This window comes from Maribacter polysiphoniae (genome assembly GCF_003148665.1).
Classification (GTDB): domain Bacteria; phylum Bacteroidota; class Bacteroidia; order Flavobacteriales; family Flavobacteriaceae; genus Maribacter_A; species Maribacter_A polysiphoniae.
The window spans coordinates 21591-44329 of record NZ_QGGQ01000004.1 but is presented as its reverse complement, the minus strand read 5'-3'; the positions used below and the strand labels follow the sequence as shown (position 1 = coordinate 44329).

At 42.1% G+C, this 22739-nt stretch carries 17 protein-coding genes; 6 read left to right on the top strand and 11 right to left on the bottom strand.

Features of this window, described 5'->3' with window-relative positions; translation table 11 throughout:
• Positions 1–97: 97 nt before the first annotated feature.
• The 6 genes from LX92_RS09925 to LX92_RS09900 all read right to left on the bottom strand — a co-directional run bounded on the left by LX92_RS09925 (position 98) and on the right by LX92_RS09900 (position 7672).
• Complete coding sequence (locus LX92_RS09925) at positions 98–754, bottom strand: lysoplasmalogenase (protein ID WP_170117823.1); 657 nt, start codon at positions 752–754, stop codon at positions 98–100.
• Entirely contained in the window at positions 751–2955 is a 2205-nt protein-coding gene (locus tag LX92_RS09920; protein WP_109650155.1) for an APC family permease, read from the bottom strand. The genes LX92_RS09925 and LX92_RS09920 overlap by 4 nt, the downstream gene beginning before the upstream one ends.
• A gap of 79 nt (positions 2956–3034) precedes the next feature.
• The gene (locus LX92_RS09915) at positions 3035–3742 is read right to left on the bottom strand and encodes a hypothetical protein (protein WP_109650154.1); all 708 of its coding nucleotides are present in this window, start codon (positions 3740–3742) and stop codon (positions 3035–3037) included.
• A gap of 4 nt (positions 3743–3746) precedes the next feature.
• Positions 3747–5345, bottom strand: a complete 1599-nt coding sequence (locus LX92_RS09910) for a phytoene desaturase family protein (protein ID WP_109650153.1) — start codon at positions 5343–5345, stop codon at positions 3747–3749.
• Between the two features lie 17 nt (positions 5346–5362).
• Positions 5363–7075 (bottom strand): gamma-glutamyltransferase, encoded by a 1713-nt coding sequence (ggt, locus tag LX92_RS09905; RefSeq protein ID WP_109650152.1) that lies wholly within the window; start codon positions 7073–7075, stop codon positions 5363–5365.
• A gap of 12 nt (positions 7076–7087) precedes the next feature.
• The gene (locus tag LX92_RS09900) at positions 7088–7672 is read right to left on the bottom strand and encodes an acyl carrier protein phosphodiesterase (RefSeq protein ID WP_109650151.1); all 585 of its coding nucleotides are present in this window, start codon (positions 7670–7672) and stop codon (positions 7088–7090) included.
• Positions 7673–7767: 95 nt separating this feature from the next.
• Here LX92_RS09900 and glmM point away from each other — a divergent pair, with 95 nt between their 5' ends.
• Both glmM and LX92_RS09890 read left to right on the top strand, forming a co-directional pair.
• Entirely contained in the window at positions 7768–9156 is a 1389-nt protein-coding gene (gene glmM / locus LX92_RS09895; protein WP_109650761.1) for a phosphoglucosamine mutase, read from the top strand.
• A gap of 10 nt (positions 9157–9166) precedes the next feature.
• On the top strand, positions 9167–9952 hold the full coding sequence (locus LX92_RS09890; protein WP_109650150.1) for an endonuclease/exonuclease/phosphatase family protein: 786 nt from the start codon (positions 9167–9169) through the stop codon (positions 9950–9952).
• Between the two features lie 13 nt (positions 9953–9965).
• On the opposite strand, the gene LX92_RS09885 is transcribed toward LX92_RS09890, so the two are convergent.
• Positions 9966–10844, bottom strand: coding sequence for a lysophospholipid acyltransferase family protein (locus LX92_RS09885; RefSeq protein ID WP_109650149.1), 879 nt, complete (start codon positions 10842–10844; stop codon positions 9966–9968).
• Positions 10845–10904: 60 nt separating this feature from the next.
• Here LX92_RS09885 and LX92_RS09880 point away from each other — a divergent pair, with 60 nt between their 5' ends.
• Positions 10905–11555: a rhomboid family intramembrane serine protease gene (locus LX92_RS09880; protein WP_109650148.1), complete on the top strand. Its 651-nt coding sequence runs from the start codon at positions 10905–10907 to the stop codon at positions 11553–11555.
• Between the two features lie 145 nt (positions 11556–11700).
• Here LX92_RS09880 and LX92_RS09875 read toward each other — a convergent pair whose 3' ends face one another.
• Together LX92_RS09875 and LX92_RS09870 are read right to left on the bottom strand one after the other, a co-directional pair.
• Positions 11701–12831, bottom strand: a complete 1131-nt coding sequence (locus LX92_RS09875) for a TlpA disulfide reductase family protein (RefSeq protein ID WP_109650147.1) — start codon at positions 12829–12831, stop codon at positions 11701–11703.
• Between the two features lie 103 nt (positions 12832–12934).
• Positions 12935–13426 carry a hypothetical protein gene (locus tag LX92_RS09870; protein WP_109650146.1) on the bottom strand — a complete coding sequence of 164 codons (492 nt, stop codon included), beginning with the start codon at positions 13424–13426 and terminating at the stop codon, positions 12935–12937.
• A gap of 92 nt (positions 13427–13518) precedes the next feature.
• On the opposite strand from LX92_RS09870, the gene LX92_RS09865 reads away from it, so the two are divergent.
• The 3 genes from LX92_RS09865 to LX92_RS09855 are packed head-to-tail and all read left to right on the top strand — an operon-like array spanning position 13519 to position 18929.
• Positions 13519–16425, top strand: coding sequence for an FAD-binding and (Fe-S)-binding domain-containing protein (locus LX92_RS09865; protein ID WP_109650145.1), 2907 nt, complete (start codon positions 13519–13521; stop codon positions 16423–16425).
• A gap of 53 nt (positions 16426–16478) precedes the next feature.
• The gene (gene aroC, locus LX92_RS09860) at positions 16479–17543 is read left to right on the top strand and encodes a chorismate synthase (protein WP_109650144.1); all 1065 of its coding nucleotides are present in this window, start codon (positions 16479–16481) and stop codon (positions 17541–17543) included.
• A gap of 60 nt (positions 17544–17603) precedes the next feature.
• Positions 17604–18929 carry a dicarboxylate/amino acid:cation symporter gene (locus LX92_RS09855; RefSeq protein WP_109650143.1) on the top strand — a complete coding sequence of 442 codons (1326 nt, stop codon included), beginning with the start codon at positions 17604–17606 and terminating at the stop codon, positions 18927–18929.
• 379 nt (positions 18930–19308) lie between these two features.
• Here the strand turns inward: LX92_RS09855 and LX92_RS09850 are convergent, their stop codons facing one another.
• A complete protein-coding gene (locus LX92_RS09850; protein WP_109650759.1) occupies positions 19309–20553 on the bottom strand; it encodes a mechanosensitive ion channel family protein in 1245 nt (414 codons plus the stop codon).
• 117 nt (positions 20554–20670) lie between these two features.
• On the bottom strand, positions 20671–22707 hold the full coding sequence (locus LX92_RS09845) for a DUF4139 domain-containing protein (protein ID WP_109650142.1): 2037 nt from the start codon (positions 22705–22707) through the stop codon (positions 20671–20673).
• Positions 22708–22739 lie beyond the last annotated feature (32 nt).

The window sequence follows — 22739 nt, the reverse complement described above, 5'->3', positions numbered from 1 at the left end:
GTGTGTGGTTATTTTATTTGACTTAATACGATTTCCCAGTCGTTCCTCCTTCGAAATGACGGTTTGGTCATAGCATAAGGTGCCCTGGTATTTTTTTCTAACCGTGTTTGCTTTTATTATACAAGGCGATCGTAATGGCAATTTGTGCAAGATAATAGGTGGGCAAAATCAAGACGTTCAATGCATCATAATGCACGAATTCCTTAAAGGAGATAATAGTATCAGAAAATAAAACCAATGCGATTCCAAAAACGTAGGGCAGTTTTATTTTAGGTAAAGCTTTAATACCCAATGCAGCACCCAAAGAAACACAGGATACAATCAAGTAAAACAATACCGTAACCATAAGTGTTTTATTCGGGATGTTCGGATATAGTGAAAAGTAAAAGAAAATCAAAAACGCAGTTGTGATTAAAAGGGTATACCTCCATCGTATGGTACCGTTGAGTAAGGAAAAAATCAAATACCCAATGTGCGCCAATAAATACAATGAAATACCAATAACGAACATTGAGTTGTTTCCGTTCATATGCGATAGGTAGAAATCCCCGATCATAGAACAGACAAAAGCAAGAATAACGACCCATACATCGAATGCGTTCCTTAATTTTTTGGAAAATGCAATCAATAGGATTATCGCACCGAGGGCGGCAACACTTATCTTAAAAATGAACACGTCCGTCGCAGTGGCTATTATCGCCGAAATTACCTGGGCCAATACCAATAGGGTAAACCACTGTTTTGTTGGATTCATACCCATTGTTTTTCGGTTGTTTTGTTCTTTGTCAAGTCGAGATCCAATTCATTGAAATTATGGGAGGCCTTTACAAGTAGGGTAGAACCTATGGTTTTGAATAAATGGTTGGTCTTCATTACAAATTCAGCCTGTTTTTCTATTTTGTAATCGGGAATGCCCACTAAAGTTAGGTCGGTTGAGGAGGACTCCTCCGCGATTATATCATAAAACGGTTTTTGTTCCACGGCGTTATTAATGATTTTGATCTGCACCTTCACGCGAAGGTCTTCCACTAATTTTGCGATCTTATCATGGATCAAGTCAACGGCAACATTATTGTTGTTTACGAAAAGAACCCTGATGTCAGGATTGTCCCATCGCGGTGAGGCGATAATGAATCGGGCGATATTAAGCATCATTTCCGCATTTTTGCTATCGGTTTCACGCCACCAAAAATCCACAGAACCGTAATTTCCGAATTTCGCTTTCCGGTCAAAATCCAAATACAACAGGTTATAGTCCAAATGCAGGAGTGTTTCTGTCATTTTGGAATATTCTATTGAATTTTCCAACCCTTTGGGCCATCCCATCATGATGGTGTTGGGTTCGACCCCAGAGAAACCAAAGGTGGAAGCTATGTTAGTAATACCCGAATAAATATTGTCAACCTTTATTTGTCTGCCGAAGATGCCCAGTTCTTGAAAGTTTTCATCCCGTATCGTTTGTTCGGTCTTGCGTAGGGGAATGTTGTTTTTGGTATCAAGAATAAGTTTGAAATTAGTGACTATTCCAGTCCTGCCTGAAACCGTTTTTCCCAATTCGAGTAAATACTTTTGATGGTCGCTCTTACCGCTAAACAGAATTATATTGGGGTTCCAATTTGTGTTTTGGTATTCTTTGGCATCGATTTTCTTTAGTCCTTTGTTGACGACATTTTCCCAGACACTGCCCCAAACGTCGTTGGACTGTATTTTTACTTCTTTCCGTTGCAAGGCGTAATATAATACCGTTATCACGACAAGGGCCGCAATCATCGCGATCATGTCCAATTTAAACATGACTGAAAAACAGGCGATAAATCCAAGCAGTCCGATCCACCGTTTGATCTTGAAGCTGGGTTGAAAATCCGGATTGGCCCAACTTTCGAGGAAATATGAAATATTGATAAAGCCATATGCGGTTAAATAGAACATGGATACCACGCGGGCAATAACGTCCAATTCCCCAATTAGGATACCTGCCTCGGCGATCACAAAAACCAAGAAAAGGGCATTGATAGGTTCGTTGTTGCTGCCTCTTCCTTTTCCGAAGACCCTAGGGGTGACCTTGTCGATGGACATGGCTTGCAATATTCTAGGGCCTCCTAGAATGCCGCCTAATGCAGAGGACAATGTTGCTCCCCAGATGCCTGCGACCACGGCAGGGGCGAATAGGGCTATTTTCATTAGGATGTTATAATCCGACCTTAAAACATCAGGTCGAACGGTAAAGGATATAAAGACGGCTAAAACGATATAGACGATGAGTCCTGTTGCGATTGCGGCAAGGGTACCTATTGGTATTGATTTTTTTGGGTCCTTCAGGTCGCCACTCATGGCTATACCGGCAGTGAATCCTGTGACGGCAGGAAAAAAAACAGCGAATACAACTTCCAGGGAAACAGAATTGTCATTGGAAAACATGGCCACCGTATGTGGGGCGAATTCCGTGGTTCCTAAAAAAATGGAAATTAACGATATTGCTATGGCCGCCAAGATAAAAAATTGGGCTTTAAGGGCCAAGGAGGTACTGATCATTGCCAATACGGTCAAAGCCAATAGGGCTATCGTGCCCGTAATCCGTAAATCGTCCACCGTCGTTCCAAAACCGAAATACGAATTGAAGCTTTCGGAAAAACCGATAAGATATAAGGCAATGGAAAAAGCGGTACCTACATATAGGGCAATACCGATAGACCCACCAATGGGAATGCCCATACTTCTTGAAAGCACATAATAGATGCCCCCGGCTCCGATTTTTTTATCTGTGGCAATAGATGAAACGCTTAGGCCGGTGCTCACGGCAATCAGATGGGCGATGAGTATGATCCCCAAGGTACCCATGAGTCCGGCATTGCCAACTACCCAGCCCAGACGCATGTACATGATGACCCCTAGGATGGTGAGGATAGATGGGGTGAAAACACCTGCAAAGGTTCCGAATTTCTTTTTTTCCGGCATTCGATTGTATTGTTTGCTTCTGGGATATAAAAATAACGTCTAGGATAGTGTTAAACTAAATATCTGATGGATATTCACCTTAATTATAACCTTTTACATCACCCATGTCAATAGTCATGGGGCCTAATTGGTGTGCTTTGGGTAGAAAGGCACCACTTTCTGTCAATTGCCAATCATCCCAGGTTGCCTTTATGCCACCCAAGGGAATAATGCTGACCCACATTTTAAAACTTTTAGGGAAACCGTTGGGCTGTAATTCCCACAAATAAGAATCCCCAGGTGTGCTGCCCCCTGAAGTGTAAGAAACCAAAAGGGCTTCAGTGCCATCATCCATATTTACCATGCTACGGACAACCCCTTTATCGAAAACCTTGAAAGGGGCCACAAGCCAAAATGAATCATTATTGAACATTGAAATTGATTTTTCAATGGCCGATTTACGTTTTTTCGTGTCGGAAATCACTTCCCCGACTTTTGTTACTTGGCTCTTTTGGGGATTGTTAAGATTCAGGTTTACGGTAGTGTCGTCCCAAGTGACGCTGACTTTACCCAACTCCTTGTCCCACTTGTACCTGTGTTTTCCATCTCGGAACGACCATTCAATATAACGGGTATGGCTGTAAGCTTTTCCGTTCACGGCATTTACCATTTTATGGGCCAAGGCATCCGCTTGTGGACCGGGTTGTCCTACGGGTACGGGTTCATTATAAATTAAATAGATGACAAACGCTCCAACCAAAAGGATAATGGATAGTACAAGGCCAATTTTTAAAAGTTTTTTGATCATTGGGTTATGTGGTCTTTTGCATTGCTTTTTTAATAATGTTCTTTTTCGTGATGGCCGATGCGGTCAATACCCCTGCGAATAGGGCACCTGCCACTCCTGCCGTAACAATATCCTGTCCGGTTAAAAAGAAATTCTTGATTGGGGTACCCGGTTTCAGGAATCTCTGTCTAAAGCGTTTGGGCGTATGGTCTATACCGTAAATTTCCCCTTGGTCATAATTTACAAAGTGTTTTGTGGTTAGGGGGGAGGAAAGCTCATAATAATCCACATGACCCCTTAAGTGGGGTAGTTGTTTGTATAGGGCTTCCAATAGTCTTTGTGCGGTTTTTTCTTTGCGTTCTTCGTAATCCGTGCCCCGTTTCATCCATCGTGAGCCTTCCCATTTGGCATAATTTTCATAAGGCTCTATGGTTATGATGTCAATAGTGCTTTTTCCAGGGTAGCGATTGGACCAATCCGGGTCTTTTGCCGACGGAAAGGAAATGTATATAACCGGTAAGGGGGCTTCGTTGTCCTTTAGGAAATTATCCACGATGGTGTCATGGTCCTCAGTCCCTTCAGGATAAATCCATAAGTTGGTTTTGGGTAATTTCAATTCATCAGGTGAGCCCTCCAATCCAATATAAAGGCAGGCATGGGATACGGAACGTTGTATATGTCTTAATTGTTCGTCTAAGTTGTGTTTTTTCCGAATGGCGACGGGCAATAGTTTTTGGTAGGTGGTCATAATTCCGGCCCCGCTAATAATGCGCTTGGCATGTAGGGTTTTCCCGTCCACCATTAATACACCGGTCGCCGTATTGTTTTCAACCAGTATTTTATCAACTTCGGCATTGATCAGAATGGTACCACCGGATTTTTCGATGACAGGAGCGATGGTTTCGACAATTTGTGATGAACCACCAATCGGAAAACTTCCGCCGCTGAAATAATGTCTAACCAGGGCGGCATGCATTGAAAAGCTGCTCTTTTTTGGGGGTAATCCATAATCCCCATATTGTCCGGTCAGTACTTTGATGAGTTCTTTGTTGTTGGTCAACCGATCCAATACATCATAAGTGGTCTGGTCCGAGAATTTAAGATATGGTTTGCGCATCCTCTTGCCTATAAACTTGGAAATTAGGGAAGGCAAGGCCTTTTCGGCAAAAAAATTTCGCGCTGTCTTGGTACTGGCAAAAACCATATCGATATAGTCGTCAATGGCCTTTTGCTCTTCTGGAAAGTATTCGTATAGTTGTTGTTTGAATTTTTTGACGCCCTTTACAAAATCGAAGGATTTGTCCCCAATGATGATACGATCATAGACTTCTCCCATATCGGCCCATTTAAGGTTGCCGTCACTGATATAGTCAAATAATAGTTTTGTGACGCTATGGGCGCGTTGCACTTCCCCAATGTAATGTATGCCTACATCCCACTCATAGCCTTTACGCTTAAAGACATGGGTAAAGCCACCTGCGGTATAATGACGCTCTAAGATCAATACTTTTTGACCCTCTTTCGCTAGAATCGCAGCGGTTGCAAGACTTCCCATTCCTGAGCCTATGAGTATGGCGTCATAATGGGTGGCCAATTCGGGTTTTCTTTTATAGGACTGGATCATTTTTTGTGGTTGTTTTCTTAAAAGCCTACGGCAGTATCATCACCCCGTTTGTCCGCCCCACCTTCCAAACTACCATCGGGTAACCTTCGGATGGCATCTACCTTGCCGAGGATTGGTGTACGGTCTTCATTGATGATATATCCCTTCGATTTTAATTCCTTCTTAATATCCGTTGAAAAACCATCGGGTTCAAATACGATAAAGTCTGGTAGCCACTGATGGTGGAATCTCGGTGCGTTGACGGCTTCTTGCATGCTCATGTCGAATTCGTATGTGTTCAAGATGGTTTGTGCCACTGCCGTTATGATGGTCGATCCCCCTGGACTTCCTACAACGAGCCAAAGTTTACCTTCTTTCTCAACAATGGTTGGGGTCATTGAACTTAGCATTCTTTTTTCTGGTGCGATACTATTTGCATCGGCACCAATAAGTCCAAACATATTCGGTACCCCGGGTTTGGCACTGAAATCATCCATTTCATTGTTGAGGAAAAACCCTAATTCATCACAATACAACTTGGAACCGTATGCCCCATTTAAGGTGGTGGTAACCGATACGGCATTGCCTTCTTGGTCGACAATGGAGTAGTGTGTGGTTTCGGAACTTTCTGAAATATGGATCTTACCACGTTCCATTTCAGAGGATAAGGTAGCTTTATTGAAAGTAAAGTCTTCCATGCGACCTGCTAAGTATTTATTGCTCAATAATACATCAAGGGGAATATCGACAAAATCAGGGTCACCCAAATAGAAGTTACGGTCGGCATAAGCACGCCGGCAGGCTTCAGTGAACAATTGAATGGTTTCGGTGGAATTATGTCCAAAATCGGATATTTCATAGGGTTCGATCATTTTGAATATCTGGTTCATGGTAACGCCTCCACTACTAGGAGGGCTCATTGATATTATTCTAAGGTCCTTATAGTTGAAGGTGATGGGCTGACGCCATTTTGCCTCGTACTTGGCTAGGTCTGCCATAGTGACATACCCTCCTTGGTCTTGGATGAATGTTGATAATATCTTTGCGGTTTCTCCCTTGTAAAACCCATCACGTCCGTTTTTGACGATACGCCTCAAAGTGTTTGCCAAAGCGGGATATTTTAAGGTGTCACCCGCAGAACAAGTATTGAAAAACAGCGTATTATCACCATTTACCTCAAGTATTTGTTCTCTATAATGTTCGAGTCGGGCAGCTTGCCTTTCTGTAACAACAACACCTTGTTCAACCAACCTGATTACCGGGTCGATGATATCTTTTATGGGTAAGCTTCCAAATGCTTCGTGTACTTTGAAAATGCCGGCGATAGTGCCGGGAACACCAACGGCAGTAGCTCCAATGGTGCTTTTTCCGGGAATGACATTCCCAAGTGAATCCAAATACATGTCTTTATGGGCGGATAATGGGGCTTTTTCACGATAGTCCAAGGCACCTACATCCCCATTACCCTTTCGGTAGACCATAAAACCGCCACCTCCCAGGTTCCCTGCAAAAGGATAGGCCGCAGCCAAGGCCAGTTCCGTACCGACCATGGCATCGAAGGCATTTCCGCCTTTTTTGAGTATTTCAACCCCAATGGCCGAAGCTTCTTTACGGGCGGAAACAACCATGGCTTTTTCCGCAACCAATCCCGTGGGTTTAGCTGGTTGTTTCCTGCATTGCGTTATGGTAACAGCAATGGAAATCAGAAAAATATATCTAAAGTAGTACTTTATTTTATTTGTTATTATCATTTGATATACAGCCTAAAGTGATTTATATTTTTGTTTTGAAAAAGTAATCAGTTCATTAAAAAAGGAAGTGAATTCCCTTTCGAAATCCGAATAGTGTTCTTCCAGGTCTAAAATAGCAAAATTCATTTTTGACCTGTTTTTTGTCCTTCGGTCCATGCCCTGCAAAACCCTGTCGATACCCTCCATTTTAGAATAATTGTACAACCAGTCATCACTGATCATATAAGGCATCATTCGTTGGACACCTGTTGGTAGTATCGTGTAATTATCTTCCAATAGGTCATAAAAATTATCCACGAATATCTTTAATGGCGTATCGGAATAGTGTTTCCAATTCTTGGCTAAAAAATGGTCGTAATAGATATCAACAATTACCCGACTATAATGACTGTAGTTTTTGTGTAAGCGTTTACTGCTTATTTTGGGGATGGGGTGCGAATCGGTATAGGTGTCTATTTCCCGATGCAATATGACGCCTTTTTGAATACGGCTTGGTAAGTGGTCGATTTTGTTTCCACGGATGCTATCGGCAATAAAGTTGCCTAGGGCAATTTCCTCATCATCGAAAGAAAGATAAATATGGGCCAGAAAATTCATAGGGCTATTAAATGGTTCATAAGGTCGAATTTACCAAATTGAAGGTTAGGATTGGCATTAGTCTTTTATATTTGCATAAAAACTTTATAAAAATCATGACGCTTATTAAATCAATTTCAGGGATAAGAGGTACTATAGGAGGTCAACCAGGTGAAAACTTAACACCTATTGATGCAGTTAAATTTGCAGCCGCTTATGGTATATGGCTAAAAGGCTATTCAAAAAAGGAAAATTTAAAAGTGGTCATAGGTAGGGATGCAAGGTTATCCGGTGAGATGATTCAAAACCTTGTGGTTTCCACTTTGGTGGGACTGGGGATCGATGTCATTGATTTGGATTTGTCAACAACACCTACCGTTGAAATTGCCGTTCCTTTGGAAAAAGCGGATGGTGGAATTATATTGACTGCCAGTCATAACCCCAAACAATGGAACGCATTGAAACTTCTGAATGAAAAAGGGGAGTTCTTGGATGCTTCACAGGGAGCCAAAATCCTTGGGATTGCGGAAAGTGAGGATTTCACATTCGCAGCGGTCGATGACCTGGGCAGTATAACCAAGAATGATGCGTATATCGATATTCATATTGATGAGGTTTTAGACCTTGATTTGGTTGATGCCGATACCATAAGAAAGGCCAATTTCAAAGTGGTGGTCGATGGGGTCAATTCAACAGGGGGTATCGTTATTCCAAAATTACTGGAGACCTTAGGGGTTGAAGTGGTGAAATTGTATTGTGATCCAACCGGTGAATTTCCCCATAATCCAGAACCATTAAAAGAGCATTTGGGTGATATCTGTGAACGGGTTGTCAAGGAAAAGGCTGATTTTGGTATTGTGGTGGACCCGGATGTGGATCGATTGGCCTTTATCAGTAATGATGGTGAAATGTTTGGTGAGGAATATACCTTGGTGGCTTGTGCCGACTATGTGTTGGGAAAAACCAAAGGAAATACGGTTTCCAATCTTTCGTCCTCAAGGGCGTTACGTGATATTACCGAAAAGCATGGTGGTACTTATGAGGCTGCAGCGGTGGGTGAAGTGAATGTGGTGACCAAGATGAAGGCGAATAAGGCTATTATTGGAGGTGAAGGAAACGGCGGTATCATCTATCCCGAAAGTCATTATGGTCGTGACGCTTTGGTCGGTACAGCGTTGTTTTTGATGTTGATGGCAGAAAAAGGTGGAACGGTTAAAGAACTGCGCGATAGCTATCCGAGCTATTATATGAGCAAAAAGAAAATTCAATTGACTCCCGAATTGGATGTTGATGGTATCTTAAAATCCATGGCAGATAAATATGCAGGGGAGGAAGTTTCCACCATTGATGGTGTAAAGGTCGATTTTGCCGAAAATTGGGTGCACTTACGTAAGTCGAATACCGAACCTATTATCCGAATTTATACGGAAGCCAAAAGTCAAAGTGAAGCTGATGGATTGGCGGATCGCATTATCGGTGAGATCAAGGAGATTTCAGGCATCTAAAATTCAAGCCATGGCAAATAAAATAAGGTTGTTACTTTGTGTTGTATTCTGTATTTACTTCAATGGGTATTCCCAAACCGATACTTTAAAGGTGATGGGTTTTAATATACTGCATGGGGCAACCACTAAAAATGATTTCAATCTGGACACCATTGCCGGAGTGATAAACAAGTACAAGCCTGATTTGGTTGCCATGCAGGAAGTCGATTTTAAAACCAATAGGGCAAAGAAATTTGATTTGCCTACTGAAATTGGCATACGTACCCATATGGCGTCGTTATTCGCAAGAGCGATGTACTTTGATGGAGGGGAATACGGAGAGGCGGTTCTTTCCAGGCTTAGTTTTGTTGCTTCCGAGAATATTCCGTTGCCACACCAGATTGATTCTGAACCGAGAGCTGCGCTATTGACTAGGGTAAAGACAAAAAACGGAAATGTCATTCAATTTGTGGGTACGCATTTGGATCATTTGAGCGATAATACGGATCGACTAATGCAGGCAAAAGCCATTAATGAGGCCTTGGGAGCATCCGAATACCCAACGTTGTTGGTTGGCGATTTAAATGATGGCCCTGACAGTGAAACCTTGAAAATACTAAGGAGTACATTCTATAAACCCCAAATTCCCGAGGCCATACAAAAAACTTGGCCTGCAAATCAACCGAAAGTTTGTTTGGATCATATCTTATATAACATGCCAGAACGGTGGAAGGTCATCGATTATGAAATAGTTTGTGAAAATTATGCCAGCGATCATTGCATTGTAATAGCCACCTTGGTTTATCAATCGAACTAGAAGTTTGTGTAACCTATTTTGGGGCCTTGTCTCTGTGTTTCCAACGGCGATGGGTCCAAAAATATAGTTCCGGACGTTCCTTGATCTGTTGTTCGGTGAGGGTGAGGAACTTATCCGTGATTTCATTTTTTGCAGTGTTGCTTCCGGCTGTGGTAATGGGTATGAACTCTGCATTGTAGTAACCGCGTTTCACTTTACTGACTTTTAAGAATACAACGGCAAGATCAAGTTTCCGTGCCAAAGTTTCCGCACCGTTAAATACAGGGACCTTAACCCCCATGAATTCTTTCCAATAATGGGCTCGTTGGGCCTGGGGCGATTGGTCGCTGACCATTCCGTAAATGGCCCGAACCTTGTCCTGATGATTCTGGATTACGGTTTTGACGGTTTCTTTTTGGGTGATAAGGCTGGTGTGGTGTTTGGCCCTGATTTTTTTGACCAGTTTGTCAAAATAAGGATTACTTATTTTTTGGTAAACCGCATAGCCTTTGGAAGCCGTGTAATTGCTAAGGCTTACGTTCCATTCCCAGTTGGCATAATGTGCACAAACCAGTAATATGCTTTTCTCTTTCTCGATCTCGTGAAGTACCTCGATATTGGTAACGTTATATTTCCTTTTAAAGGCTTCTTTTGAAAGATTCATGCCTTTGACCATTTCCAGGAACATGTCGCACATATGGTGGTAAAAATCCTTTTCTATTGCTTTTAATTCCTCTTTGGATTTGTCGGGAAAAACCAATTCCAGGTTACCACGAACTACTTTTTTTCGATACCCGACAACACGGTACACCAAAAAGAACATAAAATCGGAGAACCCATAAAACAAACGATGGGGCAGAATTGAAATAACCCACAATAATGGGTAGGTTAAAATAAAGGCAAGTAGCTGCATGAATTATGTAGTAAACCGCAAATATAGCTATATTTGACACGAAATGTAACGCTTCATAACATGTATAATTTACACATCGCTACCATTGCCATTATAGCGGCCAATGTACTCGCATCCTTAAAAGGGTTTAATGACACTAATTTTTTCGAACGGTATAAGTTTGGAATTGGTGCGATCAAGGCGGGACAAAAAGATAGAATGCTGACATCAGGTTTTCTGCATGTGGATATGTCCCACCTCTTTATGAACATGTTCACGCTATATTTTTTTGCCGATGTGGTCATTTCGTGGTTCGGTCCTGCGAAATTCGTGGGAATTTATTTTATAAGTCTAATCGCCGGAAGTCTATTGGCATTGTTTTTCCATAAGGATGAACCTTACTATAGTGCTGTTGGGGCAAGTGGCGCGGTTACGGGAATATTGTATGCGGCCATTTTGTTACAGCCTGATATGCGATTGGGAATCATGTTCATACCTATACCTTTACCGGCCTATGTATTGGGTATTGGGTATCTGTTATATTCTATTTATGGTATGAAAAAGCGTTTGGGCAATATTGGGCATACAGCCCATTTTGGAGGTGCGATTGGAGGTTATGTCGCGACGTTGTTGTTCAAGCCCGAGCTTTTGGTTACCGACACCTTAATGGTAATTCTTTTGGCCATTCCAATTGTTATTCTATTCGTGATGGAAAAATTGGGTAAAATTTAAAAGCCATTTGTTTTTATGGAGCTTCGAAATAGCTCTTGGTGATTTTAATTGCAATACGCCTGTTTTTGTGTTAAGGTTGTAAAACATAAAAAGCCCTTCAAGTATAATGCACTTGAAGGGCTTTTTGTTATTGCGGGTTGCCCGATCAATCAAGCAATTCCGAAATACGGGCCTCCAAAGCAGGGCCTCTAAGGTTTTTGGCAACAATGACTCCGTTTTCATCCAGTAAGAAAGTAGCCGGTATGGCGTCAACATTGTACAATTTTGCGATGGCATCGTCAAAATAGGCAATATTGGAAACATGGTGCCATTCCAATCCGTCATCACTGATGGCTTTTTTCCAGGCTTCCGCTGTTTTGTCCAAGGAAACACCGATGATACTCAGTCCTTTTCCTTTGTATTTGTTGTACACCTTTACCACATTGGGATTTTCGGCACGACAAGGTCTGCACCAAGCGGCCCAAAAATCAATAAGGGTAACCTTACCCTTGACATCGCTAAGGGCTAAAAATTCCCCTGAGGGTGATGGGGCTGAAAAATCGGGGGCAACGGCACCTACACTGGTGTTTTTGGAACTTGCTTCCTTCTTATTTAAGGCATCCAGGGTCTTCAAGACTTTTTTGGCGGCTTCAGTTTCCTTGATTTCAGGGGTGAGGCCGTCATACAATTCCCGAAGCTCCTCCTCAGTCGATGTTCTGGTGTTGATGGCTCTATCGATCAATAATGCGGAAATCAAAGCATTGGGGTGTGATTTTATATAGTCAAGTTCAAAAGATTCGTACTCGCCCCTTAACTCGTTCAGTTCTTCTTGCAAAGAGTTTATTAAAACCGTATCCCTTGCCCCGGTAGCGGTTCTAAGGTCTTTTTGTATGTTCATAGCCTGATTTGATACCTCCCTTGAGTTTTTTTGAAAATCGTATAGAAATTCATTTTGTGGGGTGCCGATGGCTTTGGCAAAACCAAGACTGTCTTTGTGGGCCGTAAATTCAATTTCACCATTCTCCACTATGGCAGCTGCATAACCACCAAGTTGGTCTACAAAGATAAAATGCATTTCAGGACTGTTTTTTTGACCTGTGAACACAAAGTTTCCGTTAACAACCATGGTTGTATCAACATCGACAAGGCCATTTTGCTTGCCTGCTTTCTTTAAATATACTGCAGTACTATCGGCGACATCACCGATTAATGTTCCGTTGATTGTGTAACCTTCTGGTTTTGAGTTGCAAGAAGCTAAAATTCCCAAGGCAATCAGGGGTAATAAAATGTTTTTCATTCGTTATGTTTTTTATAGAAGTGTAAATGTAGTTATAACTACCCATAAATAAAAAGCCCCCGGCAATTGTTGGGGGCTTTGTTCTTGTTTGGTTGTCAGTTGATTAGAATTGGTACCGTATTCCCAAGGCGATATCAAAGTCGAAATTGTCCGAGAAACCATCGTATCCTACCAAACCTATTTCAGGTCTGAAATCCAGTGAAATCAGAAGGGGTATGTCAAAATTATATTCTACACCTATATCACCCGCACCAAAAATAAATAGCCCGTCATCATCATTGGTAAGATAGTCAAAGTCTACATTTCCCAATCCACCACCAACACCGTAGTACCAATTGAAATTACCGTCTAGGGGCAATACCCATTGGTAAATACCTGAAAGTTTAAAGGCGCTGAAATTACGATTGTCCCTCCATCCTAAATCAACCTCAAGTCGATTGTATCGTGAAAGTGACTTTTGATAAGAGATTTCCGCTCCAAAACCATCGCTGTCCCCCATACGTAAACCTATGGCGTGTTCTGAGATTTCCTGACCGAACACAGTCGAAAATGAAGCAATACAAGCAATTAACGTAAGTGTTTTTAAAAATTTCATAAGATTTGATTTTTGAGTTGTAAAAATAAGGATTCTTTACATTGCTGAAAATAATATCTTAATTTTACGCGATAAATTGTACCGGATTGATCATGGAGAATATGAATGCGTTGAGGCAGGAACTTGCTGGAGACTTACTGACAGATAATTTAAGTACAACCTTGTATGCCACAGACGCCTCGGTTTACCGTAAAATACCTAAGGCTGTTGCTTTTCCTAGGAATGTTGGGGATATTAAGAAAATAGTGGAATTCGCATCCAAGAACAACATGGGGCTTATTCCAAGGACGGCAGGTACTTCCTTGGCCGGACAGTGTGTGGGTGATGGAATCGTTGTTGATGTCTCAAAACATTTTACCCAGATCATTGATTTGGATGTTGCGAATAAACGGGTAACCATACAGCCGGGTGTCATTCGTGATGAGCTTAATCAATACCTGGAACCACACGGCTTGTTTTTTGGACCGAATACATCTACATCGAACCGTTGTATGTTGGGAGGAATGGTCGGAAACAATTCCTCTGGGACCACATCCATCCAATATGGGGTAACCAGGGATAAGGTTATTTCCTTAAAAACAATATTGTCCGATGGTTCAGAAGTGGAATTCAAACCTCTTTCAAAAAAGGAATTCCAAGAAAAAATTGCTTTGGATAGCCTTGAAGGAAAGATTTATAAAGACGTATTCAATGAGTTGTCCAATAAAGAAATACAAGAGGAGATAAAGAATGAATTTCCAAAACCGGAAATTCATAGGCGGAATACCGGATATGCGATAGATGAATTGTTGAAAAGCAGCATTTTCGATGGACCGGAAGAAACCTTCAACTACTGTAACCTGCTTACGGGAAGTGAGGGAACCTTGGCTTTTACCACTGAAATTACGGTGCATTTGGATGAAATACCACCAAAGTATTCCGCTATGGTGGTTACCCATTATACCACCTTGGAAGATTGTTTGAGTGATGTGGTCCCTGTTATGGATCATGGTTTGCACTTATGCGAAATGATGGATAAGGTTATTTTGGATTGCACCAAAAACAATAAGACCCAACTCAAAAACCGTTTTTTTGTGGAAGGGGATCCAGCGGCGTTATTGATGCTGGAACTAAAGGCGGATAGCGAGGAAGAGCTTCAAAACGAGATCCAAAAGCTTATCGCGACTATAAAAGCTTCCGGGTTGAGTTATGCCAATCCTATTCTTTATGGGGGGGATATAGCGAAAGCCGTGGAACTTCGTAAAGCAGGACTTGGGCTCTTGGGTAATATCGTTGGGGATATGAAAGCCGTGGCCTGTATAGAGGATACCGCGGTTGCCCTTGAGGACCTGAAGGATTTTATTGCGGAGTTTAGTGAAATCATGAAAGGGTATAAGCAAAATGCGGTTTATTATGCCCATGCCGGTGCGGGTGAACTGCATTTGAGGCCGATACTGAACCTTAAGAAATCCAAGGATGTAGCTTTGTTTCGGTCTATTACCACGGATGTCGCTAAACTGACCAAAAAATATCGAGGTTCGTTTAGTGGGGAACATGGTGATGGTATTGTCCGTGCAGAGTTTATCCCATTGATGATCGGGGAAAAGAATTACGAACTTCTTAAGCGCATCAAGGCTTCCTTTGATCCCAAGGGCATTTTCAACCCAGGAAAGATTGTCGATGCCTTCCCAATGGATGAATCCCTACGTTATGAAATTGATAGGGATGAGCCTGAGATTACAACCTTAATGGACTTTTCGGATAGTGAGGGGATTTTAAAGGCTGCTGAAAAATGTAACGGGAGTGGCGATTGTCGAAAAACCCACCATGCAAAAGGGGGTATGTGTCCCAGTTATCATGCCACCAAGAATGAAAAGGATACCACTAGGGGTAGGGCGAATGCATTTCGCGAATTTTTAACCACTGGGGGTGCTTCGGATAGATTCAATAAAAGTGAGTTAAAGGAGGTTTTCGACCTTTGTTTAAGTTGTAAGGCTTGTGCCAGTGAATGTCCCAGTAATGTGGATATTGCCAGTCTTAAGGCGGAATTTCTATATCAATACCAAGAACGAAATGGGTATTCATTGCGAAGCAAACTCTTTGCGTACAATACCAAACTCAATAAAATCGGTAGTAAGGTGGCCTGGCTTACCAATGCTGTTTATGGCTCCGAATGGCTTAGTGGACTTTTGAAGCAATCAGTTGGTGTAGCCAAGGAACGGTCTATGCCAAAGGTTTCAAGTTTTAATTTCAATAAACATCTTCAAAAGATTAAATTACAGGATAATAAAATAAACAAGAAGGTGGTTCTGTATATTGATGAGTTCACCCATTATATGGATACCGACCTCGGTAAGGACGCTATAGAACTGCTTACCCGATTGGGTTATGATGTACAATTGTTTTATGCGGAAAGTGGACGGACCTATTTGTCAAAAGGGTTTTTGAAACAGGCTAAAAAATTGGCCTTGGACAACGTCAGGGAATTGAAAGTGTTTTTGGCACAAGATACCCCGGTGCTTGGAATAGAACCATCAGCCATATTATCCTTTAGGGATGAATACAAAAGATTGGTCCCGGATCAAGAAGGGGTGAAGGCGATTGCGGATAACGTATTTTTAATTGAGGAATTTTTGGCCAAAGAGATTGAGAAGGGTCTTTTGACTTCCGATAGATTTACCAAAGAGGCCAAAACCATTAAAATACATAACCATTGTCACCAGAAGGCATTGTCGAATCAAAAAGTGACTTTTGATATCCTCAACTTGCCCGAGAATTATTCGGTGACCATCATTAGTTCCGGTTGCTGTGGTATGGCCGGTTCCTTTGGGTATGAAAAAGAGCATTACGATGTAAGTATGCAAATTGGGGAGCTTAAATTGTTTCCTGCCATCCGTATGAGTGGGGAAACGACCATTATCTCAGCCAACGGAACCAGCTGTAGACATCAAATAAAGGACGGCACCGACAGGGATGCAATGCACCCTATTACAATCTTAAAAAATGCTTTGGTAAATTGATTTTTGAATCCGTTCATTAACATTTATCTTTGGCACTCACTTAATATATAAGTATGGCAGGGAATACTTTTGGTAACCTTTTTAAATTATCAACCTTCGGGGAATCGCACGGTGCTGCAATTGGCGGGGTTTTAGATGGATGTCCTCCAGGGATTTCAATTGACCTCAAGGCCATCCAAAAGGAACTTGACCGGCGAAAACCAGGTCAATCGGCCATAGTGACCCAGCGTAAGGAGCCTGATACTGTGGAATTCTATTCCGGAATATTCGAAGGCAAAACCACGGGAACACCCATTGGTTTCGCCATTCACAATACCAATCAAAAATCTGGGGACTATACCCATATCAAAGATTCTTACAGGCCCTCCCATGCCGATTATGTCTATGATCAAAAGTATGGTTTCCGTGATTATCGCGGAGGAGGCAGGAGTTCTGCACGGGAAACCGCCAGTAGGGTAGTAGCTGGGGCTATTGCCAAACAATTCCTGTCAGGTATAAAAATCAATGCATATGTTTCCCAGGTGGGTGACTTGAAACTCGCCAAGGATTATCAGGAGCTCGATTTTTCATTGATCGAATCAAACCCTGTGCGATGTCCGGACCCGGTAATGGCTTCAAAAATGGAGGAGTACATCAAGGAGGTTCGTAAAGAAGGCGATACCATAGGTGGCGTTATTTCTTGTGTGATCCAGAATGTACCCATTGGTTTGGGAGAACCCGTTTTTGACAAGTTGCACGCCGAATTGGGTAAGGCCATGTTGTCTATCAACGCTGTAAAGGGTTTTGAATACGGAAGTGGTTTTGAAGGAATCAAAATGAAAGGCAGTGAACACAATGACCAATACAACCCGGATGGAAGTACAAAAACCAATTACAGCGGAGGAATCCAAGGGGGAATCAGCAATGGAATGGATATTTATTTCAATGTAGCCTTTAAACCTGTGGCCACCGTTATACAGCCTTATGAAACCATTGATAAGGAGGGTAATACGGTTATGACAAAAGGAAAGGGGCGTCATGATCCCTGTGTTGTTCCAAGGGCGGTGCCTATTGTTGAGGCTATGGCTGCATTGGTACTTGCCGATTATTCCTTGCTGGCACGTTCGATAAATTTGTAGCCACTTCTTCGACCTTTCCAAACAAATTGGTATATTTCCGTCTCATTTAAAGAAAGGTCTATGAAGAAAATGGAATTGCACTGGCAGATTTTAATAGGAATGTTCCTTGGAATCCTATTTGGTTTTGCCATGACACAGATTAGTTGGGGCAGGGATTTTGTTTCTGACTGGGTACAACCCTTGGGCACTATTTTTGTCAAACTCTTGAAGTTGATTGCCATTCCATTGATACTTGCTTCCCTTATCAAGGGTATTTCCGATCTTAAGGATATTTCAAAATTCAGGAATATAGGCATACGAACCATAGTGATTTATGTATGTACCACGATTGTGGCCATTACCATCGGGTTGATCTTGGTCAACATCATGCGTCCTGGTGACGGCATCTCACAAGACACCATTGATAGATTGACTACGGCCTATGCCAATGATAGTGGGGTCACTTCCAAAATAGCCGAAGCTACAAAACAAAAGGAAGCAGGTCCGTTAAGTTTCCTGGAGAATATGGTACCGGATAATGCCTTTAAGTCGATGAGCGATAATAAGCTGATGCTTCAAGTCATATTCTTTACCATCTTTATGGGTATTTCCATGTTATTGATTGGTGAGAAAAAGGCAAAACCCCTTAAAAAATTCTTTGATGCCCTGAACGATGTGGTTTTGAAAATGGTCGATTTGATCATGTTGACTGCGCCAGTAGCTGTTTTCGCCCTGTTGGCAAGTGTAGTGGTATCTTCTAGCGACCCCGATTTATTATTGGCACTACTTAAGTATGCTGGGGTTGTGGTTCTGGGGTTGTTCTTAATGATTGTTTTCTACATTATTGTCGTATCAACCTATGCGAAAATAAATCCATTTTGGTTTTTAAAAGAGATTAGTCCAGCCCAATTATTGGCGTTTTCAACGAGTTCCAGTGCGGCAACCTTACCCGTTACCATGGAAAGGGTAGAAGAACATATTGGTGTTGATAAGGAGGTTTCCAGCTTTGTGTTGCCGGTAGGTGCCACTATTAACATGGACGGTACAAGCCTTTATCAAGGTGTTGCTGCTGTCTTTATCGCCCAAGCGTTGGACTTTGATCTGGGTCTGGGAGCACAATTGATTATTGTGCTAACGGCTTTATTGGCGTCAATTGGCTCTGCGGCGGTGCCAGGGGCGGGAATGGTTATGTTGGTCATCGTATTGGAATCCGTAGGTTTTCCTGCGGACAAACTGGCTATAGGCTTGGCGTTGATATTCGCTGTTGACCGACCATTGGATATGTGCCGCACCATAATCAATGTGACCGGTGATGCTACGGTTGCTACCATAGTGGCGAAATCGGTAGGTAAATTAGGGAAACCCCATGTAGAGAATTGGGATGACCACTTGGATGAAGTCAAGTAGGGGATAGGATTTTTATAAAGACCGTGAAGGAATCACATCCTGATTTCCATACCCATTGAATTATTGTTTATGGCCTGGCCTAATGCGTTTTCCCAGTCGTTCCTCCTTCGAAATGACGTGTGGGTCATTCCGACAAAGCGATAGTGCCGAGGAATCATATCCTAGTTTTCGTAAACCTTTGTTGAATGTTGTTTAAGACGCAGCTCGGCATACTGTGATTTTCCAGTCGTTCCTCCTTAGAAATGACGGTGGGTCATTCCGACAAAGCGATAGCGCCGAGGAATCGCATCCTGATTTTCGTAAACCTTTGTTGAATGTTGTTTAAGGCGCAGCTCGGCATACTGTGATTTTTCAGTCGTTGCTCCTTCGAAATGACTTCCTATTTCTTAAAATTAGTGCTACTGGGCAATTCAAAACCTTCCAATTCAAAGTAGGGAATGGCAGCTAATAGATGATCGAAAATATCAGCCATGATGTATTCGTAATTGGCCCAACGTTTATCACTACTAAAGGCATAGATTTCTATGGGTAACCCTTGTGGGGAGGGTTTCAAATGACGCACCATAATGGTCATCTCCTTGTTTATCCCAGAATGACGATTGATATACGTGTCGATGTATTTTCTGAAAACCCCCACGTTCGTAAGGTTTTTTCCATTGATCAAAAGTGATTTGTCTATTCCATTTTCACTATTGAAGGTGTTAATGGCTTTACCCCGGGTTTCAAGATAATTACGAATCAATTCAATCTTTTTAAGCGCCTCAATATTTTCCTTGGTCAAAAATTTGATGCTTTCCTGTTTGATGATCAGGGCCCTTTTGATACGTCTTCCGCCGGAATCATCCATGCCCCTCCAGTTCTTGAAGGAGTCGGATATTAAGGCGTAGGTGGGTATTGTGGTAATGGTCTTATCGAAATTCTGCACTTTTACCGTGGCCAGGTTTATTTCGATTACATCCCCATCGGCCCCATATTTCTCAAACGTAATCCAATCCCCAATACGTACCATATCGTTGATGGAGACTTGTATACTGGCGACAAAACCTAAAATGGTATCCTTGAAGATAAGGATGATCACGGCTGATGCAGTACCCAAGGCGGTAAGGAATTTCCATAACTCAATGCCTGAAACAATCGAAAAAGCATAGAACAATCCAATGGCCCATGCAAATATCATAAATACCTGAATGTAGCTGTCTATGGGCTTGTCCCTTAAACTTGCAAGGGTCTTTAAAAAGTCCTTTACTGTGTGCAGTACACTACGAACAATCCATAGGAAAAGTATAATGCCACAAACCTCTATGGCCTTGACGAAAAACAGCTCTGCATTCGGGAAGTCCCTAAAGATTGCTGGAATCGCCTTATAGGCAAGTGCCAAGGGAATGATGTGGGCAATGTTCCTAGGGACTTTGTTGTGTACCAATAAATCATCGAAATGTGTTTTAGAGGAACTGGATAGGCGATTGAAGACCCCTACTATTATCTTTCGCAAAAAGAAGTCCACTACAAAAAGAACAATGAATACCAACAATAATAAAGCGAGCATGTTAATGGTTCCTGCCCATGAATCGGAAAGTCCATGATCCACCAAAAAATCAAAAATCCAATGTGATATCCTTTTCATAAATTTTGATTTTTGGGGTTCGTACAAGTGTTTTTACGAACCCCGGATGAGCGGTGCAAAATTAGTAGATCACTTCCGATTAACATGGCTTTTTACACTTCTTTATGAAAACTGGTATTAAATCGAAATGGACTTGTATTTTGGGTATTTTACCTTGAAGGAAAAAGTTTCCGTTGTGCTTTGTTTTGGAGCTAATTGAAGCTCCCAAGTCAATAAGCCTTTTTTAGCATTTAAGGAAGCATTGTTCGATTGTATGTCATCAACCTTTATTTCCTTGTTCTGGGATAAGGGCACACGATCCATCAGTTTTATTTGTACGGGAGTGGATTTGTTGTTTTTCACCACTAATTCGTAAGTTCTGTCAAGGATTCGATTGCTCCCTGTGAAAGATCTACTTTTAAAATTCCGATCCTGCGAACGGGTCACGGTGATGTCGGGATCAATGCCCAAGGATAAGGTGATTTCCTTGTCCGTCGTATACGGATCAATCGTTGTTTTTCCGGCAAGCCTCCCCTCGAAATAAACGTTGGCCTCTCCCGGCAACATGTTATGTTGTTCCCAGTCCGTAACGGTTGCGGTCATGAAAACATTTTCATTGAGGACGGGAGCGGCAAAATACCCGTATTCGGCCTTTAATTCAAAAGTATTCAGTTCAATGGCCGTTATGTCCCCATTTGAGGGAAGGGAATAAGGTTTCTTGATGACGAACTTCGTATTTATGGCCCCTATATCCACAGTGCTTTTCTTTGTGGTGATGACAATAACACCATGATTTCCGCGATGACCATATAAGCTGATGGCATTGTCTCCTTTCAGGATGTCGATGGATTGAATTTCGTTGTCATCCAAATCCCCCTCAATAAAGCCATCAACAGGCACTCCGTCGATAATATATAGTGGGGTGACGGGTACAGGGGTTTTCGTATGGCTTGAATTGCTCGATAGGCCCCTAATCCTTACCCCGGATGAAGACCCCGATAAACCATAACCTGTTACCACCACTTCATCAAGGGCTTGTACATCTTCCTCTAAACGGCAATTAATGATCGAACTATAGATAGGTATTTCGAAACTGGTGAACCCTAGGTATGTAATTTCCAATTCCTTTCCGTTGGGGACTTCCAACGAATAATTGCCATCAAAATCGGTCAGGGTACCCAAGGAGGTTCCTTTGATCATTACATTCGCTCCGGGTAGGGGCATTCCCGATGCGTCTGTGACCTGCCCCATGACTTCTTTGATCGTGGGGTTATAAAAATACTTTTGTTTTTTAATAGGTCCCCGATGTCGCGCTGCATTAAGGTTTACAAAGTTGAGGTACTTTGGGGCCATATTCGGTTTGACGATATTCAAAGATGGATTTCCAGTGGAGAGACTGATTTTGACGTCATTCCAGTCCACCCCCGTTTTCTGGTACACATGGGCTTTATAGGTTAGTCGCAATGGAGCGTCCAATTGACTTGATTTTATGTCATAATTCGGTATCCATCCGGCATCCTTAATCGTATACGATATTTGAAGTGGTAATGTTGTTGTGGCTGGAGCGTCTATTTTTAGGCGTATTACGCCTTGTTCCTTGATAGGGGTGTTATTGATTTCGACCAATTGTTTGTGATATTTCTCAAGTTCGAGGTTCAACAGCTCTATGGCTTGATTGGCTTGCAGTATTTCATTCTTAATGGCTATTATCCGCTCACGGTAATACGAGCTTATCTGTTTGATCCGGTCCAAATCCAATGCGGTGTTGTTTCCACCGATCAATCTATTGGCATTGATGACCTTCTGTTCTTCCTCGAACCCGGAGATATTGTTTTTTAGTAACGCAATTTGATGTTCGTGCCCATCGATTACTTTTTGAAGTTTTGTTATTTGCGGATTGTCTTCTGATGGGGATAAATAATCAATGTCAAATTGCATGGATAGGATAGAGGTCGACTTTAACCCTGAAATCTGTATGCTGCTTTCATCGACTTTGGGGGAGAGTCCGATTAGCGTAAATTCACTCGTTCCAGGGGTAAGCTGTACCTGTGCCACTCGTGTTATTTGGGCACCGTTCAGGAATACGGTGACTTCTTTGATCTTAGTCGGTATTTTTTTATCGTTCCCGTAGAATAGGATGGGTAGTAGAAACAGGAGAAGTACTAATTTTTTCATTGTGTTGGATTTTAAAGTTTTTCTAAGGTCCT